13 protein-coding genes are annotated in these 15,998 nt (G+C 63.2%); 3 read left to right on the top strand and 10 right to left on the bottom strand.

Features of this window, described 5'->3' with window-relative positions; genetic code table 11:
* Positions 1–193: 193 nt before the first annotated feature.
* Positions 194–2,014, bottom strand: a complete 1,821-nt coding sequence (locus HK108_RS14225; RefSeq protein ID WP_181271993.1) for an NAD(P)/FAD-dependent oxidoreductase — start codon at positions 2,012–2,014, stop codon at positions 194–196.
* A 156-nt stretch (positions 2,015–2,170) separates the two neighbouring features.
* On the opposite strand from HK108_RS14225, the gene HK108_RS14220 reads away from it, so the two are divergent.
* Positions 2,171–3,331: a GAF domain-containing protein gene (locus HK108_RS14220; RefSeq protein WP_229664161.1), complete on the top strand. Its 1,161-nt coding sequence runs from the start codon at positions 2,171–2,173 to the stop codon at positions 3,329–3,331.
* Between the two features lie 3 nt (positions 3,332–3,334).
* Here the strand turns inward: HK108_RS14220 and HK108_RS14215 are convergent, their stop codons facing one another.
* Both HK108_RS14215 and HK108_RS14210 read right to left on the bottom strand, forming a co-directional pair.
* Complete coding sequence (locus HK108_RS14215) at positions 3,335–4,381, bottom strand: NAD(P)-dependent alcohol dehydrogenase (RefSeq protein WP_181271991.1); 1,047 nt, start codon at positions 4,379–4,381, stop codon at positions 3,335–3,337.
* A gap of 152 nt (positions 4,382–4,533) precedes the next feature.
* Positions 4,534–5,187, bottom strand: a complete 654-nt coding sequence (locus HK108_RS14210; protein WP_181271990.1) for a hypothetical protein — start codon at positions 5,185–5,187, stop codon at positions 4,534–4,536.
* A gap of 128 nt (positions 5,188–5,315) precedes the next feature.
* Here HK108_RS14210 and HK108_RS14205 point away from each other — a divergent pair, with 128 nt between their 5' ends.
* Positions 5,316–5,918, top strand: a complete 603-nt coding sequence (locus tag HK108_RS14205) for a TetR/AcrR family transcriptional regulator (RefSeq protein WP_181271989.1) — start codon at positions 5,316–5,318, stop codon at positions 5,916–5,918.
* Positions 5,919–5,938: 20 nt separating this feature from the next.
* Here the strand turns inward: HK108_RS14205 and HK108_RS14200 are convergent, their stop codons facing one another.
* The 4 genes from HK108_RS14200 to HK108_RS14185 all read right to left on the bottom strand — a co-directional run bounded on the left by HK108_RS14200 (position 5,939) and on the right by HK108_RS14185 (position 10,250).
* Positions 5,939–6,346: a VOC family protein gene (locus HK108_RS14200; protein WP_181271988.1), complete on the bottom strand. Its 408-nt coding sequence runs from the start codon at positions 6,344–6,346 to the stop codon at positions 5,939–5,941.
* Positions 6,347–6,426: 80 nt separating this feature from the next.
* On the bottom strand, positions 6,427–7,278 hold the full coding sequence (locus HK108_RS14195) for a helix-turn-helix domain-containing protein (protein ID WP_181271987.1): 852 nt from the start codon (positions 7,276–7,278) through the stop codon (positions 6,427–6,429).
* A gap of 115 nt (positions 7,279–7,393) precedes the next feature.
* A complete protein-coding gene (locus HK108_RS14190) occupies positions 7,394–8,803 on the bottom strand; it encodes an amidase (RefSeq protein ID WP_181271986.1) in 1,410 nt (469 codons plus the stop codon).
* Complete coding sequence (locus HK108_RS14185; protein ID WP_181271985.1) at positions 8,793–10,250, bottom strand: purine-cytosine permease family protein; 1,458 nt, start codon at positions 10,248–10,250, stop codon at positions 8,793–8,795. Before HK108_RS14185 ends, HK108_RS14190 begins: the two co-directional genes overlap by 11 nt.
* Positions 10,251–10,696: 446 nt before the next feature.
* Here HK108_RS14185 and HK108_RS14180 point away from each other — a divergent pair, with 446 nt between their 5' ends.
* A complete protein-coding gene (locus tag HK108_RS14180; RefSeq protein WP_181271984.1) occupies positions 10,697–10,975 on the top strand; it encodes a hypothetical protein in 279 nt (92 codons plus the stop codon).
* 86 nt (positions 10,976–11,061) lie between these two features.
* Here HK108_RS14180 and HK108_RS14175 read toward each other — a convergent pair whose 3' ends face one another.
* From HK108_RS14175 to HK108_RS14165, 3 genes are all read right to left on the bottom strand, one after another.
* Positions 11,062–12,348, bottom strand: coding sequence for an adenylosuccinate synthase (locus HK108_RS14175; RefSeq protein WP_181271983.1), 1,287 nt, complete (start codon positions 12,346–12,348; stop codon positions 11,062–11,064).
* A 161-nt stretch (positions 12,349–12,509) separates the two neighbouring features.
* On the bottom strand, positions 12,510–15,056 hold the full coding sequence (locus HK108_RS14170; protein WP_181271982.1) for an ABC transporter permease: 2,547 nt from the start codon (positions 15,054–15,056) through the stop codon (positions 12,510–12,512).
* Positions 15,053–15,979 carry an ABC transporter ATP-binding protein gene (locus HK108_RS14165; RefSeq protein WP_181271981.1) on the bottom strand — a complete coding sequence of 309 codons (927 nt, stop codon included), beginning with the start codon at positions 15,977–15,979 and terminating at the stop codon, positions 15,053–15,055. Before HK108_RS14165 ends, HK108_RS14170 begins: the two co-directional genes overlap by 4 nt.
* Positions 15,980–15,998 lie beyond the last annotated feature (19 nt).

Here is a 15,998-nt window from a genome sequence, read left to right as displayed (position 1 = left end):
CTCAACCGCAGGCCGCGGAAGGTCCTCGGGTTCGCGACCCCGGCCGAGGTCCTGGCTGATCTGTTGCATGAGCAGGTAGCCTGAGACCAGCCCAATGTTGCACTAGAACCCTGAGACGGCCGCAACAGAACGTGACCATTTCGCCCACCTATGAGCGTCCACCCGACCTCAAAGAGCCGGGTTCACCCCGAGCTCAGCTCAGGTGATGAACCTCCTGCAGCCCATACACCGGAGTCTCGATGCCTTCGTGCCGGGCCTTGAGCTGCAGCGCCAGGTACAGCGAGTAGTGCCTGGCCTGGTGCAGATTGCCGCCCATGAACCACAGGTTCTCCTGCTGGGTGGGCTTCCACATATTGCGCTGCTCGCCTTCCCACGGGCCCGGGTCCTTCGTCGTCTCCGACCCCAGTCCCCAGCATTTGCCGACCTTGTCTGCGGTCTCCTGGTCGACGAGGTCCGCGACCCAGCCGTTCATCGAACCGTAGCCGGTGGCGTAGACGACGAGGTCGGCCGGCAGCTCAGTCCCGTCGGAGAGGACGACGGCATCCTCGGTGAGGTGGTCGACCTGGCCTTTGGCCAGCTTCACTTTGCCGTCGGCGACGAGCTCGGCGGATCCGACGTCGATGTAGTAGCCCGAACCCCGGCGCAGATACTTGAGGAACAAGCCGGACTCGTCGTCGCCGAAGTCGAGGTCGAACCCGGCGGCCTCCATCCGCTGGTAGAAGTCCTTGTCCGCTTCCTTGATCTGGTCGTAGAGCGGGATCTGGAACTCGTGCATGATCCGGTACGGCAGTGACGCGAAGATGAGATCTGCCTTCTCCGTCGTCACGCCGTTCTCCAGCGCGCGTTCGGAGTACAGGTCGCCCATCGCGATCTCCACGAGCGAATCGCTCTTGACGATGTGCGTGCTCGATCGCTGCACCATCGTGACATCGGCGCCGTTCTCGTACAGAGCACCGCAGATATCGAAGGCGGAGTTGTTGCTGCCGATGACGACGACTTTCTTGCCCGCATAAGCGTCGGGGCCCGGGTGCTGAGAGGAGTGCTGCTGCTCGCCCTTGAAGATGTCCGAACCCGGGAACGTGGGGATGCTCGGCTTGCCCGACATGCCCGTGGCCATCACCAGATGGGTCGGCCGCAGAGTGACCTTCTCCCCGTTCCGGTCGACCTCGACCGTCCACCGGCCTTCCGCTTCGTCATATTTCGCCGAGGCGGCTGTGGTCGATGACCAGTACGGAATCTCCATCACCTTCGTGTAGAACTCCAACCAGTCCGCGATCTTGTCCTTCGGCGCGAACACCGGCCAATTGTCGGGGAACTTCAGGTACGGAAGGTGGTCGTACCAGACTGGGTCATGCAGGCACAGCGACTTGTACCGCGACCGCCACTGGTCACCCGGCCGCTCCCACCGGTCGATGACGAGGGACGGCACCCCGAGTTGGCGGAGGCGAGCGCCGAGGGCGATCCCGCCCTGCCCCCCACCGACGACGAGGATGTAAGGGTCGGCGGTCGCGCCCCAGGCGGCGTCCTCCTCGGCGAGCTTCTCCGACCAGCTCTTCCGTTCGGGATCGACGCCGTGTTCGGCGCCCTTGACCCGGCGGGTGCCCCGCGGCTCTTCGTGTCCGGTGATCTCCTGCAGCGAGGTGAGCACGGTCCAGGCCTTGATGCCGTCTTCATCGATGAGGCGGACGAGTCCCTTGCCGCGCCCCACCGAGGTGGTGAAGGTGAACCATGCTTCCGTCACTCCGTCGGCGGTTGCCGCCGGTTCGCTGAGTTCGAATTCCTCCGGTGAGACCCGGTCGAGATTGTGGGTAAGCAGGTCGGTGACTCCGTCGGGGTTCTCCACCGTTTTGAGATTCCAGGTGAAGGACACGAGGTCCCTCCAATAGCTGTCGGTGGCGAACAGTCCGGCTGCGGCCGGGATGTCCCGGCGACTGAGCGCCGATTCGAAGTCCTGCAGCCACCTCATCGCGATGTCATCGGCGGTCAGCTGGGGACGGTCGAGCGTCGTTGTCATGTCACTCCTCCTCATTGAGTTCAGTGACTCCAAACTAGGCCGGGCTCTTACGGCTCGGAAGAGTTGCATCGGATTGCATGACCCTCGCTGTGCCGGGATTCTCACCAACGCTTCGACCCCATGGTCAGGGGTGCGTTCCCGGCTTATACTCAAGGCATGCTTCAGCCGGATCTGGCGCATCTCGCCAGAGATCTGACACGCATTCACGATGCTGTGATCACCGGGGCTTCGCCGCCGGTGCAACCGCGCGCGCTGGTCAGGCGCTCGTGGGATCGGATGCTGCGCTTGGGGCTGGACCCGGATGGTGCGAATGCACGGATCGTCGCCGATGAGGCCGAGCTGGAGACTCGACGCCGGAAGTCCCGGCTGCGACTGGTCGTCGATGAGATGCGCTCAGTGCTGTTGCGGGCTCCCGACGCCGCGCCGTTCATCCTCGTCGTCACGGATGCCGATGGAGTGATTCTGTGGCGAGATGGTGCGGCTTCCGCCAGACGGCAAGCCGATGAGCTCGGATTCGTCGAGGGAGCGCATTGGTCCGAAGCCAAGGTCGGCACGAACGCCATCGGCACGGCTCTGACCGAGGAGGCACCCGTCCAGCTCTTCTCCGCCGAACATTTTGAGGCGTCTCAGCACCCTTGGTACTGCAGTGCCGTGCCCGTCCACGACCCGCATGACGGGACCCTCTTGGGAGTCGTCGACATCAGCGGCCCGGCGATGACTCTTCATCCTGCGGTGCAGTCGTTGGTGACGACGGCGGTGCGTCTGGCCGAGGCCCGGCTGATGATCGCTCAGCAGGAAGCGTTGAACACTCTCCGCGATCGGATGTCGGCGATGCTCGCCGGCACGTCCGGTCCGGCCCTCGTCGTCGATGATGCAGGATGGGTGGCGTACCAGCAGGGAGTGCGCAGCCGCGACCGCATCGAGGCGCCGGCCGCCGACCGCTCGATCCTCATCCCCGGTGCCGGTCTGTGCCTGCCGGAGAAGATCACCGGTGGATGGCTGCTGCGACCCACCGGCGATCGTCGAGCTTCTGTGACTCTGCGGACGAAGCAAGATCCGCCCGTTCTGGATATCCATTCCGGCACCGAGCCTCTGGTCGTTCCGCTCACGCCACGGCGGGCGCAGATTCTGGCGGCGGTCACCTCGGCGGGAGTGGCCGGCATCAGTGCCACCGAACTCAGCCAGCGCCTCTACGGGGACGGCGACCATGTGGTCACCGTCCGCGCAGAGGTCTCGCGTCTGCGCCGATCGGTCGGAGCCCTCCTCGCCACCCGGCCCTATCGGTGGGCCGAAGGCGTCGACGCTCGAGTGGAGTGAGGGTCAGTTGCCGTGGGGGACGACGACCGCTCGACCGGAGAGCTCACCTGCCTGCAGCTTGCGATAGGCTTCCAGACCGTCGTCGAGGCTGTAGCGTTCGATTTCCGGCTTGATCTGACCTGCCCGGTACATGTCGACGACCTCGTGGAGGTCCTCAATCGTTCCCCAGTAGGTGTTCGTCAGCGTTGCCTCGTAGGGGTTGGTGAAGAACGACCATTCATACGCACCCCCGGCAATGCCGACGATTGTACAGCGGCCCATGCGGGCCATTGACTGCGCGGCGACCTTGACTGTCGAGGCGGCACCGACGAAGTCAAACGCGGCATCGACGCCCTTGCCGCCGGTTATCTCACGGATTCGTTCGACCTGGTCATCTCCTCCACCCACGGTGATGGCCCCGGCTGCTTGGGCCTTCTCCATCGCCTCAGGCTTCATATCTGTGGCGATGACCGTCGCGCCGGTGAGGGCCTTCAGGATCTGCACGCCGATTTGGCCCAATCCGCCGAGACCGATGACCAGGGCGTAGCGTCCGCCTCCCGCAAGATTCGGCAGCGAGTGCTTGATTGCGTGATAGGGAGTCAGCCCCGCGTCGGAGAGCGGTGCTGCGGCGACAGGGTCGGCGTCGCCGAGCGGGACGAGATTGCGCGCGGGAACCGTGACGTACTCGGCCATGCCGCCGTCACGCCCCAACCCGACGCCGAGGTAGGGATTGGTCGCGGCGTTCTCACAGTAGGTGTCCTGTCCACGCGAACATGCTCGGCAGCGGCCGCAGCCGATCGGGCCGTAGACGAGGTAGGCGTCACCCTTGTTGAATCCAGATACTCCGGGGCCGAGGTCTTCGACCCAGCCCGAATTCTCGTGTCCGAGGATGAATGGCGGCGGCACTGCGCCGGGGCCGCCCTCTTCGAATTCGTTGTACACGGCAACGTCTGAGTGGCAGGCTCCTGCTCCGGCAACCTTGAGCAGAACTTCACCTGGTCCTGGTGTGGGCTTCTCGACGTCTTTGAGCGTGGGAAAGGTCTTGAAGTCTTCGAATACGATCGCCTTCATGGTGCGAGTTCCTTTCGAATGAGTTGGGGCGGCGATCACCGCTCCGAGGCCCACGTTAGGCTCGCGCAACAGATAATTGAACCCTTATATCACCTGGTGAAACCCTATTTTCCACAACCGCGCGGCCCTGAAGGACTACTCCTACACGACAGTCAGTTCCCTGCCGCATCGAGCCACCAGCGATAGCGCATTCGCAGCGCCCGCTCGGTACTCGCCAGCGCTGTCACGACGCCGATGCCGATTGTGACCCACAGAGGCATCGTGAACAGAGGCTCGACAGGACCGATCCGCTCTGCGATCGGCGGAATTCGCAGCACCGGCACGGCGATCTCCTGCAGCAGCAGCGCAACCCCGACCAGCAGCACCAGAGCTGAAATGACGCCCATGGCGCGACTGAGGCGGGGTCGATGCTCATCGAGCCGTGCCCGGCGGCCCTCTGCGGATCGGTCGTTGGGCCGCAGCTGTTCCTCGGTCCCGTCGGCGGAGACGAAATGACATCGTTTCAACCCGAAATTGCTCGCGGCGACTTCGATATTGCCGCCTTCGACAGGGAAGACGGCGGGCACACGCGAGACCGCATATTGCCGGTCATTGCGATAGAGAAAGACCTTGAGGTAGCCGTTCTCATCGGTTCTCCATTGGCGCACGTCGATCGCGTAGCTGACGCGGCGGCCCTCGGCGTCGACCCGCTCGAGGTGGAACAGCGACCGCCCGAGCAGCTGCCACCATCGGAACGCCGGCAGAATCCTCCCGTCACCGTGCCCGATCCGCTCGATTGCTCGCCGACGCCTCCATTGTCGAAACATCTGGGTGCCCCCTCGGCACTCGACATAGGTCCAACACAGCGTGTTGGAATGGACACGAGTAGACTAACACGGTGTATTGGTCAGTGACAGAGGATCACGGAAGCACAAGAAGTGGAGATGACCGAAGCATGAGTGGTACCGAACGCAAGGACACCCGAGAGCGCATCCTTGCCGCCGCGGCGGACATCATCGCCGAAGAGGGAGTGACGGCCAGGTTGAGCGTGCGGGCGGTCGCTGCCCGAGTGGGCGTGAGCACCGGTTCGCTGCGGCACCACTTCCCCACCCAGCAGCTGCTTCGGGATGAAGTCATGCGACGTGTCTACGACTGGTATCTGCCGAGCACAGACATCCGCGACACTGCGGTTCCGCCCCGTGATCGCTTGGTCGAATGCCTCCGTCAGGTTCTGTCCATGACGGGGATCGGCGCCGAATCACGGGCAGCGATGACCACTGTCACCGAAAGCTTCATCTCCGCCGAACAGACCGACGATGTCCGTGAGACGTACTTGGCCATCCAGCGCGACGGACAGCGCCGGGTCGAAGCCTGGCTCCAGGTCCTCGCCGACGAGGGAGCCCTGACCGATACCGGCAGCATCCCTCGGTCGGCTCGTTTCCTCAACACCGTCCTCGATGGCCTCGCCCTCGAACGTGCTCTGCCGTCTGAGGACTCGCTGGCTCAGCTGGAGTCCGAAACGCTCAATATGGCCGCTGACGCCGTCCTCGGGAGCTGACTACGACCGGACAGCACATCCTACGCGGACGCCCCTCGGTAGCTCCCGACCGACCACAGCACGCCCTCGGGGTCTTGGATGGCGAAGTCGAGCGACCCGTAGTCCTGTTCGGTCAGTCCCATCACCTCGGTGGCACCGGCGGCGAGCGCACGCGCGTGGAGTTCGCGGACGTTGCCGGAGGCCAGATACACCGACCCCGAGGCGACTCCGGTTTTCGTCATGACCCCGCCGTCATCGCGGACGGACCCGAGCATCACTCCCCCGCCCTCTGGCCAGGCCAATTCGGCGTGATCGACGCGGTTCGGATCGTCTGCGTTCGTGTACTCGGCGACGATTTCGAAGCCGAGCGCCTCCTGAAGGAAGGCGATCGCGGCTTTGGCGTCGCGGTAGCGGAAGGTGGGCCAGACGTTGGCATGGTTCTCGGACATGGTCACTCCTGAGTTCGTCGAAGATGGAACTCCATCGTCGCGGAGCACCTCCCTCCACGTCTTGGACAAATGGGAACGGTTCATCCCCTCGCCGAGGCGACCCCCGCCGAATCTGTTCCCACCGTCCGTGACCGGGCCACGTCATCGGCGGCCAACCACCGCCTCGGGCTGAGACCGACGAAATCCCGGAAATCCCGGTTGAGGTGCGCCTGATCGGCATAACCGCAGCTCACAGCGATCTCCGCCAAACTGCCCCGACCGGCGGGGATGAGTCGCCGAGCTCGATCGAAGCGGACGATTCGTGCGGCATCCTTCGGCCCGATCCCGTATTCGGATCGGAACTGACTGCCTAGATAGCGTCGGCTCCATCCGACGTCGTCGGCGATGAGGGAGACGGGCAGACCGCCATGGCTGTCAGCGATCCGATGCCAGGCGGCGGCCACCTCGGCGCGGGGGCGATTCGCATCATCGACCGTGCGCATGAGCACGTCGTCGATGGCGGCGAAGCGGGCGGACCATTCGGTCTCGAGGTTGACCCGCTCTTGCAGTTCCGCGGCCAGCGGCCGGGAGATCCGAGCGACATCGACGCTGTGATGGGCGAACTCGGCGGCGGGGATTCCGAAGAACGCGCGCGGGGCCGACGGATTGAAGTTGATCTGGATTCCTGTCATCGCGCCAGGGTGCGCGATGAGCGTCGAGCGCAGGTGGAGGCCGGCTAGCAGCACATCGAAATGTTCGCGTCTGCCGGTGACCGCATCGACCTGGCACAGTGGTTCGTCGATCGAGACGATGAAGGTCAGCGTACCCGAGGGCAACCCGAGATGCGTCCCCGCGGGGACGCCGGAGATGTCATAGCCGGCGTAATCGCCCACGAATGATCGCAGTCTCGGGTGAGGCCGGCGGATCAGCTCGTCAGTGCGCGACGCGGACATGGCGCCAGTGTAGACCCGCAGGTGCAGGCAAAATAGATACAACTACATATGACCAGGCGGAGGAGACCAGCAAAGTCGCGTGGCCTCCTCCGCAGTGCTCAATCGGCATTGCTACTTAGAGGCCTTTTCCGACTTCAGGGTGCTTCCGGTGAAAATCGGTCACCTGCTGGAACGCATCGGCGATTCTCACCAGCTTCTTTTCGCTCAAAGCACCGCCGACTAATTGTCCAGCCACAGGAAGTCCTTCGGCCTCAGTAAAGCCGGTCGGGAACGTAATAGTCGGCATCTGACTCATTGTGAACGGAACGGTGTAGCGATGCACCTCAGCCAGCTGGTCGGCCCCCATCTTCATCATCTCTGCGGCCGGAGGCGCCTCAAAGGGCAGCCCTGGGATCAGCATGGCGTCGACAGTGGAAAGCACATGCGCGACATTGCCTTTGAAATCGTCGCGCCTCCTAAGCACCTCTTGATATTCAACTGCTGTGACGTTCCGCCCAATCTGGATCACCTCGGCGAGTGCGTCCCCGTACTGGTCGAGATGGGAGTCAAACCATCCGCCATGCGCACGAGCAGTCTGGACTCCGCAGACGGTAAACCAGTCTTCGTTGATCTCCTCGGGATCTGGAAAGCTGATTGGAACGATCAATGCACCTAATGCTTCGAAAGTGTCGATGGCAGACAGCAGGCTGCGATGAACACTGGGAGACACGTCGGTGAGCGCCCATGAATAGTCGACGCCGATCCTCAATCCACTCAGATCACGGCTGGCATGGAGACCGAAGTCGTCCACGGGTGCTGATAACGAAGTCGGATCCTTTGGGTCGAATCCGGCGATAGCTTCCAGCATTAGTCCCGCATCACGTGCCGATCGTGCCATCGGTCCAACGTGGTCGAGGGTGGCCGCAAGTTCAAAGACGCCATAGCGGCTGCAGCGGCCCCAGGTGGGCTTCAGGCCCGTCACGCCATTTGCCGAAGATGGCATGCGGATCGACCCGCCAGTGTCTGACCCCAAAGTAGCAATGGCCAGTCCTCCTGCAGTTGAGGATCCGCTACCGCTCGAGGAGACCCCAACCCACCGGTCAAGCCCCCAGGGATTGCGTGGAGGTTCGAAAGGCAGCGTATGTTCGCCATACACACCCTCAGTGGTGTGAACACGACCGAGGATGACCGCGCCCGCTTCCCTAAGACGGTCCACCACGGTTGCAGTGACCGGCGCGGTGAGACCTTGCCGACTCGGCATCCCGATCTCGAATGGGCGTCCCGCGTCTCCGTAGATATCTTTGACCGCTACGGGCACTCCATGCAACGGCCCTCTCCATCTGCCGTCCGCGTAGTCGCGATCCAACTGATCAGCTTCAACTCGGGCAGAATCGGAATTGATCGATGAGTAGGCGCCGAGGATTGGGTCTACTTCGCTGATGCGGGTGAACATGTGTTCAACAACTTCTCGCGAAGAGATTTCGCGCCGAGCAATTCGGCTCGAGATTCCTTCGATAGACTCGAAATGTAGCTGGTCAGTTGGCATTGGTTTCTCCTTCTAGAACCTGGTCACTTCTGCGTGAGGTCTTTGGGGAATAGAACCTGCCCCTAGTCAGAGCGGTCAAGAGAACGTGGATTATGGGTCCTGAAATCATTGCAATGAATGACGCGTAATAGATCGGGTAGAGACCAGCGAGTCCACAGGCTCCAAGAGCTACAGCAATCGCCATTGCAATCATCCCGCAAGGATTCCAATCGCGGATGACACGCTCGTCGTACTCAATCTTTTCCGCAGGTGCCAGCTTGAGACCCTTTCGGCAGATGAAGTAGTCCGCCAGGAGTATGAAGATCCACGTATTAGTCATGATCCCGGTAACAGCCAAGAAGGTGTCGGTGTACTGAAGGACGTTGACCGGGTAGAGGACGATGCCAAGCGCTAGCAGACCGACCATCCACCAATTCCGCCGAATCGGCTTCCTCGCAAAAGCGTCCCAGGTGTTCGAGAACGCCAGGGAGCCAGAGTAGAGGTTCATGACGTTAATTCTGATCTGAGTGATGATAGCGAAAATCACGCCAAGTAGACCCATAATGAGGGCGAATACGAAACCTGGGTCCGTCGAGTAAAGCACCGGGTCACCTTCTGTGATGCTCGGGTAGATGGTGAACGCAAGGAAGGAACCAAGCACCAGCACTACCGCGATCATCATCATTTCTCCGAACATGATCCCGGCGGTGCCTTTGTAGCCGATCTGCGGTCGCGAAAACCTTCCATAGTCGGTCGCAAGTAGGGCTTGGAAGACGATTTGCCCGTTCACAAGCGAGAAGGCCTGCCACATAACGGTCGGGTCACTGGGAGTCAGGGACTCCCACTGGCCGGGGCCGACCAGTGCGTGCCCCTGGGAGAGCATGAAAATGCCGACAGCAAACAGCATCAGAAAGATCGGCATCCCAAATCTCTGAAGAATGTTCATGGAATGCATTCCTCGCCAGGCGAAGAACAATGCAGCAGCTCCGACTAAAGCAAATATTGCGCTAGCAGTAATCGAGTTTTGCCCTACACCGAAGTATTGACTCAAAGCATGCGATACGATGCTTCCCTCAAAAATGAAGTAGAAAATGTAATTGATCCCGTAGATAAACGAGGCTACGGCAGAACCTTTCGCTCCGAACCCGAGACCTCGAGTCAGAAGCACAAGACTCAGGCCTTCCCTGGACGCAATTCTCATGATCAGCGATCCGAGGACAGTCGATACGATCACCAGGTATCCGATCGGAATGAGCATCAGGGGCCAGCCAACCAGGAACCCGATTTGCCCACCGAGAGTAAACCAGAACATTGCAGTGACGTTTCCGGTCAATATCAGCAGGATTGCAAAGGCAGGCCACCTTTGCGATCGGGGAACCCTTTCCGTTGCGTAACTTTCCATCTGGTCATCCAGCGACGTTGCTGGACTCCTAAAGGCATCTTTGAGCGCCAATTGGACCTCTTTCATAGAAGGTACCTGTCAGCCTCACATCACCACATTCTTCCCACAAGAGAAACAAAAGAATATCTCGCTTTCCAAGACTGCATTTTTACACACCAATTGTGCGCCGGCTTACATTACTGATGGGTAGACCACTCCAAGGCTTCTCGGACTGTCGAGCAGTTTACAATTCGAGTACCATCTCAAATCGATGGTCCACAGGGACACATGACACATTTCTTGGCAGAGCCACCATGATCGCCCAACTGAGGGCATTCTCGTCGTCTTCGGCCCTCAAACTCGACACGTGCCTGGCGAGAATCGGTGGCGTGCTCCGTTATTGGCCCCACTTCTGCCCGTCTGCCCAAGGGGTCGTAAGTCAGGTCTATGCTGAAATGTAGGAATCGACGCGTCCGAACTGGCCGCGCCGTCGGATGCGCCCGACCGCGCGCACCGAGCAGTGGGAGGTAGGAATGGCTGAAGAGAAGATCGACGTCGAGATGCAGGACACGGGCGAATTCCTGGCCCGAATGCACACGGCGACGGGAACCGACGAGATCGTTCTGATGTTCGACGATGCCGAAGACGTCTCCGACGGGGTCTTGGACAACGACGAGGCCACTGTCCGCGCGACCGTGGAATTCCTCCTCAGCCATCAGCCCTCCGGGGACTTGCCGGACCGGATCGACCTCGTCGACATCGCCGCCGCCTACGACGGCGCCATCGAGTCCATCAGCAAACTGCGGGGCTAGCGTCCCGCATCATTGTGCAGACAGCGAAGGGCGGGGCCGACATGATCTGTCAGTCCCGCCCTCAACTATTCAGTTCTGTCGCGTTCTCAGTCCAGGAGGTCGTGACGCACGATCGACTGTTCGCGATCGGGGCCGACGCCGATGACCGACATCCGGCAGCCCGAGAGCTCCTCGAGTGCGAGCACGTACTTCTGCGCGTTCTCCGGCAGGTCGTCGAAGGTCCGAGCCTTCGTGATGTCCTCGGTCCAGCCGTCGAAGTACTCGAAGATCGGCTTCGCATGGTGGAACTCGGTCTGCGACACCGGCATCTCGTCATGACGCTCGCCATCGACTTCGTAGGCCACGCACACGGGGATCCGCTCGATGCCGGTGAGCACGTCGAGCTTGGTCAGCACATAGTCGGTGAAGCCGTTGGTGCGGGCGGCGTAGCGGGCGATGACCGCGTCGTACCAGCCGCAGCGGCGTGGACGACCGGTATTCACGCCGAACTCTCCACCGACCTTCTGCAGGTATTCGCCCATCTCGTCGAAGAGCTCGGTCGGGAACGGTCCGGCGCCCACACGCGTGGTGTATGCCTTGACGATGCCGACGACGCGGTTGATCCGGGTCGGGCCGATGCCGGTGCCCACGCAGGATCCGCCGGCGGTCGGGTTCGACGAGGTGACGAACGGGTACGTGCCGTGGTCGACGTCGAGCATGGTCGCCTGACCACCCTCCATGACGACGACCTCACCGCGGTCGAGCGCCTCGTTGAGCATGAGCTCGGTCTCGGCGACGTAGGGGCGCAGGCGTTCGATGAAGGGTTCGAAGTATTCGACGATCTCTTCGACCGACACCGCCCGACGGTTGTAGACCTTGACGAGCAGTTCGTTCTTCTGCCGCAGCGACCCTTCGATCTTCTGACGCAGGATGGACTCGTCGAAGACGTCTTGGACGCGGATGCCCAGGCGACCGATCTTGTCCATATAGGCCGGTCCGATGCCGCGGCCGGTGGTGCCGATGGCCCGCTTGCCGAGGAACCGCTCGGTCACCTTGTCCAGCGTCTGGTGGTACGGAGCCACGAGGTGGGCATTCGCCGAGATCCGCAGCTTTGACGTGTCCGCGCCACGGGACTCGAGGGCATCGATCTCCTCGAAGAGCGCTTCGAGGTTGACGACGACGCCGTTGCCGATGACCGGGGTGACATTCGGCGAGAGGATGCCCGCCGGCAGAAGCTTGAGTTCGTACTTCTCTCCTCCGACGACAACCGTGTGGCCGGCGTTGTTCCCACCATTGGGCTTGACCACGTAGTCGACGCTGGTGCCGAGGATGTCGGTGGTCTTACCTTTACCTTCGTCGCCCCACTGAGCGCCGACGACAACGATTGCTGGCATGAGAGTGCTTCACCTCGAAGTGAAAAGGGGATGTCATTACTCCCCAAGTCTACTGGGTCACACCGACACAGCCGCCATCGGGAGCATTCCCTCACCGAGGCGGCCGCGGGCAGGAGACCCAAAGCTCCCACCCGCGGCCGCACCGAGACCCGACCCCGGTCTCACTCCATGCTCATCCCCTTGGCCGGGGCGATCCGCGACATCGACCTCGCCGGTATCGCCGAGGCGAGAACGGCGGCGAGCACTGCAGCGACGACGATCAGCCCGATCTGCGTCCACGGCACGAACAGCACCGGATTCGCCGAGGCAGGCATTATCGATGCCGTTCCGACCCAGCCGAAGAACGTCCCGACCCCGGCTCCGACGATCAGTGCGATGAGCGTCATGAGCAGCGATTCGATCGTGATCATCCGCGACATCGCAGCTCGGGTGAATCCCAGCGCCCGCAGCAGGGCACCCTCTCGGCGTCGTTCGATGACCGAGAGCGTAAGTGTGTTGCTCACTCCGATCACGGCGATGACCACCGCGGCCGCCAGCAGTCCGAGCACCACGCTCAGAGCGACCTGGAATATCGAGGCGAAATCTGCCCGATATTGTGCCGCAGTCGCATCGGCTGAGGCACCGACGGCGTCGAGTTCGGAGGTCAGGGCCTCGATCTGCGAGCTCGATGCGTCATCGGCGATCTTCGCCCACGTCTGTTCGGTAGCCGTGTCGCCGGCCGCACTGCCGCCAGGCCCCTCGAGGGTCTTCGCGTCGGCACCGCTGACCAGGGCCGTCCCCGCGGGGACGTCGTAGGAGGTCTCGATCGTCAGATCGAGATTCTGATCGCCGAGGCGGACGGTCGCGCTCTGACCGTCGACATCAGAATCCTCCTCGTCGAGTCCCACCGACGTCGGGTCGAGGAGGATCGTGCCCTCATCGACGTCATAGCCGTCGCTGCGCAGGACCGGGGAGTCGGCGGCCGCCTCGGCGCTGGTGATCGCCACATCACCTGAGCCGTCGGTCCCGCCGACGCTCACCGAGGCGGTGGGCGCCGAAACGTTCTCGCGTTCCTCGACGATCGGCGAATCATCGAGCACGGAGGCGATCTTCGCGTCGTCGGCACCGTCCTGCCCTGCCGTGGAGACCACGAGGTCGACCGGGGTGTCCTCGGCAGTGGCGAGTTCGAGGGTTCGCTGCAGGCTCGAGGAACCGACGACCACGGCTGTTACGAGGGTGATTCCGATGAGAAGGGCACCCGTCGTCGAGGCGGTGCGTCCTCCCGCTGTGCTCGCCGACCGTCCGGCCAGCTTCACCGCCGGCGAGCGCCGGGTGAGGAGGCCGACTGCGGCGGCGAACAGCGCCACCAATGGCGGCACGAAGATCTTCGCACCGACGAGGAGAGCGACGAAGAGCGCGAAGCAGCCGACGATGCCGAACAGTACGGACTGGCTCGTAGTCCCGAGCAGGCACAGACCGATTCCGCCGATGCCGAGCACAAGCGACAGGCTCAGTCGCACCCACCGGATGCGCGGGGCAGCCGCAGGCACATCGACCGGTCGGAGTGCCTCGATCGGGGACACCCGGGAGGCCCGGATCGCGGGGATCAACCCTGCCGCGAGGGTGACGAGGATGCCGACGACGGGCCCGACGACGAACGCCGAGACGGACGGTGACATCTGGGCGAATTCCGGCATCCAGAACGCTCGGACCACGGTTGAGAGTCCCCAACCGATGAGGAGACCGAGTCCGACGCCCAGCACGGATCCGACGATCCCGAGGCTGAGGCTCTCCACCACCGCGGCCGCGCGCACCTGCCTGCGTGAGGCACCGATTGCGCGGAAGAGCGCGAGGACTCTTGTGCGGGAGGCGACGAGGACGTTGAACGTGTTCGAGATGACGAGTGCCGCGACCCCCGCGGCCAGCAGGCCGAAGGCGATGCCGATGGTCGAGAGCATGTCGGAGGTCTTCGACAGCGACTCGATCTGCTCCTCGACGACCTGGTCAACGGTCCGGACCGACACGTCGGCGCCGGCATCGGCGAGAGCGGATTCGACCGCCTCGGCGAGCCCTGCGCGATCGCTCCCATCGTCGGCGACGACGCGGATGGAGTCGGGCACGAGCTCGCCCGGAGCCGTGGCCAGCCCGTCGTCGGTGAGGTAGAGGTTCATCCCCGCCGAGGAGGAGCCGGGCATGACGCCCGAGACGGTGTAGCTCGGGCCGTCGGCGGCGGAATGTCCCGGCCCGTCGAATTCGCCGAGGGTGATGGTGTCACCGACGCCGACCCCAAGGGTCTTCGCATCGGCTTCGCGGAGCATGAGTTCGTCATCCGAGTCCGGGACGGAGCCGTCCACGGTGTCGACCTGTCCCTGTGGGAGGTTCGTGGCCGACCCCGTCACCGAGGTGGACCCGGCCTCGACAGCGACGAAAGCGGACTGGGTGAGCTGGGCGGACTCGACCCCTTCGACGTCGGCCACCGTCTGACGCATGGTCTCGGTGAGCGGTGAAGCCTCATCGGCTGCAGCGGCCGGGTCCTCGGATGCGGCCGCGGTGATGGCGACGTCGGCACCGGCCCATTCGGCGCGGACCTGATTGCGCAGGGTGTCGCCGAACGCCTGGGAGAACAGGAGCGCCGCGACGATGAAGGCCACGGACACGGCGATCGCGATCATCGCCGCACTCAGACGACCGGAGGCGCTGCGGAGGTTGGACCAGGCGATGCGGATCATCGCGCACCTCCGTCCGTCGGCACTGTTGCGGCTGCAGACCCGGGCCCGGCCGAACCGCCGGCCGACTGGCCGGCAGGTGCTGCTCCCGAAGCTGCCGAGCCTGCCGTGACATTCATGAGCGCTGCGGCCACGGACTCCGGATCCGGTTGGGCGAGCTCACCGGCCAGCCGTCCGTCGGCGAGCAGCACGACACGGTCGGCACGGGCTGCAGCCCGGGGATCGTGGGTGACCATGACGACGGTCTGACCGAGTTCATCGACCGAGGCGCGCAGGATGTTCAGCACCTCTTCACCGGAGTTCGAGTCGAGGTTGCCGGTGGGCTCGTCGGCTACGAGCACATCGGGCTGGGCGACGAGTGCCCGAGCGACGGCGACTCTCTGCTGCTGTCCGCCGGAGAGCTCGTGCGGCCGGTGTCCCAGGCGCTCGCGCAGACCGAGCAGGTCGACCATGCGGTCGAAGATGCGGCGGTCGGTCTTCTGCCCCGACAGCTGGGAGGGCAGCAAGATGTTCTCCTCGGCACTCATCGCGGGCACGAGGTTGAAGGACTGGAAGACGAAGCCGATGCGGTCGCGGCGCAGCGCCGTGAGCTTGCGGTCGTTCAGCCGTGAGATCGCCGTGCGTCCGATGAAGACCTCTCCCGAGTCCGGGATGTCGAGGCCGGCGAGCATGTTGAGCAGCGTCGATTTGCCTGAGCCGGACGGTCCCATGATGGCGGTGAAGCGTTCGGCTTCGATGTCGAGGCTGAGGTCGTCGAGCGGCCTGACCTGCGCGTCCCCTTTTCCGTAGGTCTTGCGCAGTCCGATGGCTTGGATGGCCAGCCTCGGTGCGGAATTCGCACCCTGACCCGGGGTCGGGCCCTGTGCTGGGTTCGGAGGCGGAGTCTGGGACGGATGGGCATCGGTGTATGTCGCTGATGTGTTCATGCCTCCAGCTTCGTCGCCG

Source organism: Brevibacterium sediminis, from assembly GCF_013623905.1.
GTDB lineage: Bacteria > Actinomycetota > Actinomycetes > Actinomycetales > Brevibacteriaceae > Brevibacterium > Brevibacterium sediminis.
The sequence above is the reverse complement of the archived record's forward strand: the minus strand, read 5'-3'. Positions and strand labels throughout refer to the sequence as shown.

Coding starts and splice junctions, on each gene's coding strand:
- HK108_RS14175 (WP_181271983.1), bottom strand. CDS start 12,348: ATGCCAGCAATCGTTGTCGTCGGCGCTCAGTGGGGCGACGAAGGTAAA.
- HK108_RS14200 (WP_181271988.1), bottom strand. CDS start 6,346: ATGTCCGAGAACCATGCCAACGTCTGGCCCACCTTCCGCTACCGCGAC.
- HK108_RS14210 (WP_181271990.1), bottom strand. CDS start 5,187: ATGTTTCGACAATGGAGGCGTCGGCGAGCAATCGAGCGGATCGGGCAC.
- HK108_RS14180 (WP_181271984.1), top strand. CDS start 10,697: ATGGCTGAAGAGAAGATCGACGTCGAGATGCAGGACACGGGCGAATTC.
- HK108_RS14195 (WP_181271987.1), bottom strand. CDS start 7,278: ATGTCCGCGTCGCGCACTGACGAGCTGATCCGCCGGCCTCACCCGAGA.
- HK108_RS14170 (WP_181271982.1), bottom strand. CDS start 15,056: ATGATCCGCATCGCCTGGTCCAACCTCCGCAGCGCCTCCGGTCGTCTG.
- HK108_RS14205 (WP_181271989.1), top strand. CDS start 5,316: ATGAGTGGTACCGAACGCAAGGACACCCGAGAGCGCATCCTTGCCGCC.
- HK108_RS14225 (WP_181271993.1), bottom strand. CDS start 2,014: ATGACAACGACGCTCGACCGTCCCCAGCTGACCGCCGATGACATCGCG.
- HK108_RS14185 (WP_181271985.1), bottom strand. CDS start 10,250: ATGAAAGAGGTCCAATTGGCGCTCAAAGATGCCTTTAGGAGTCCAGCA.
- HK108_RS14220 (WP_229664161.1), top strand. CDS start 2,171: ATGCTTCAGCCGGATCTGGCGCATCTCGCCAGAGATCTGACACGCATT.
- HK108_RS14215 (WP_181271991.1), bottom strand. CDS start 4,381: ATGAAGGCGATCGTATTCGAAGACTTCAAGACCTTTCCCACGCTCAAA.
- HK108_RS14190 (WP_181271986.1), bottom strand. CDS start 8,803: ATGCCAACTGACCAGCTACATTTCGAGTCTATCGAAGGAATCTCGAGC.
- HK108_RS14165 (WP_181271981.1), bottom strand. CDS start 15,979: ATGAACACATCAGCGACATACACCGATGCCCATCCGTCCCAGACTCCG.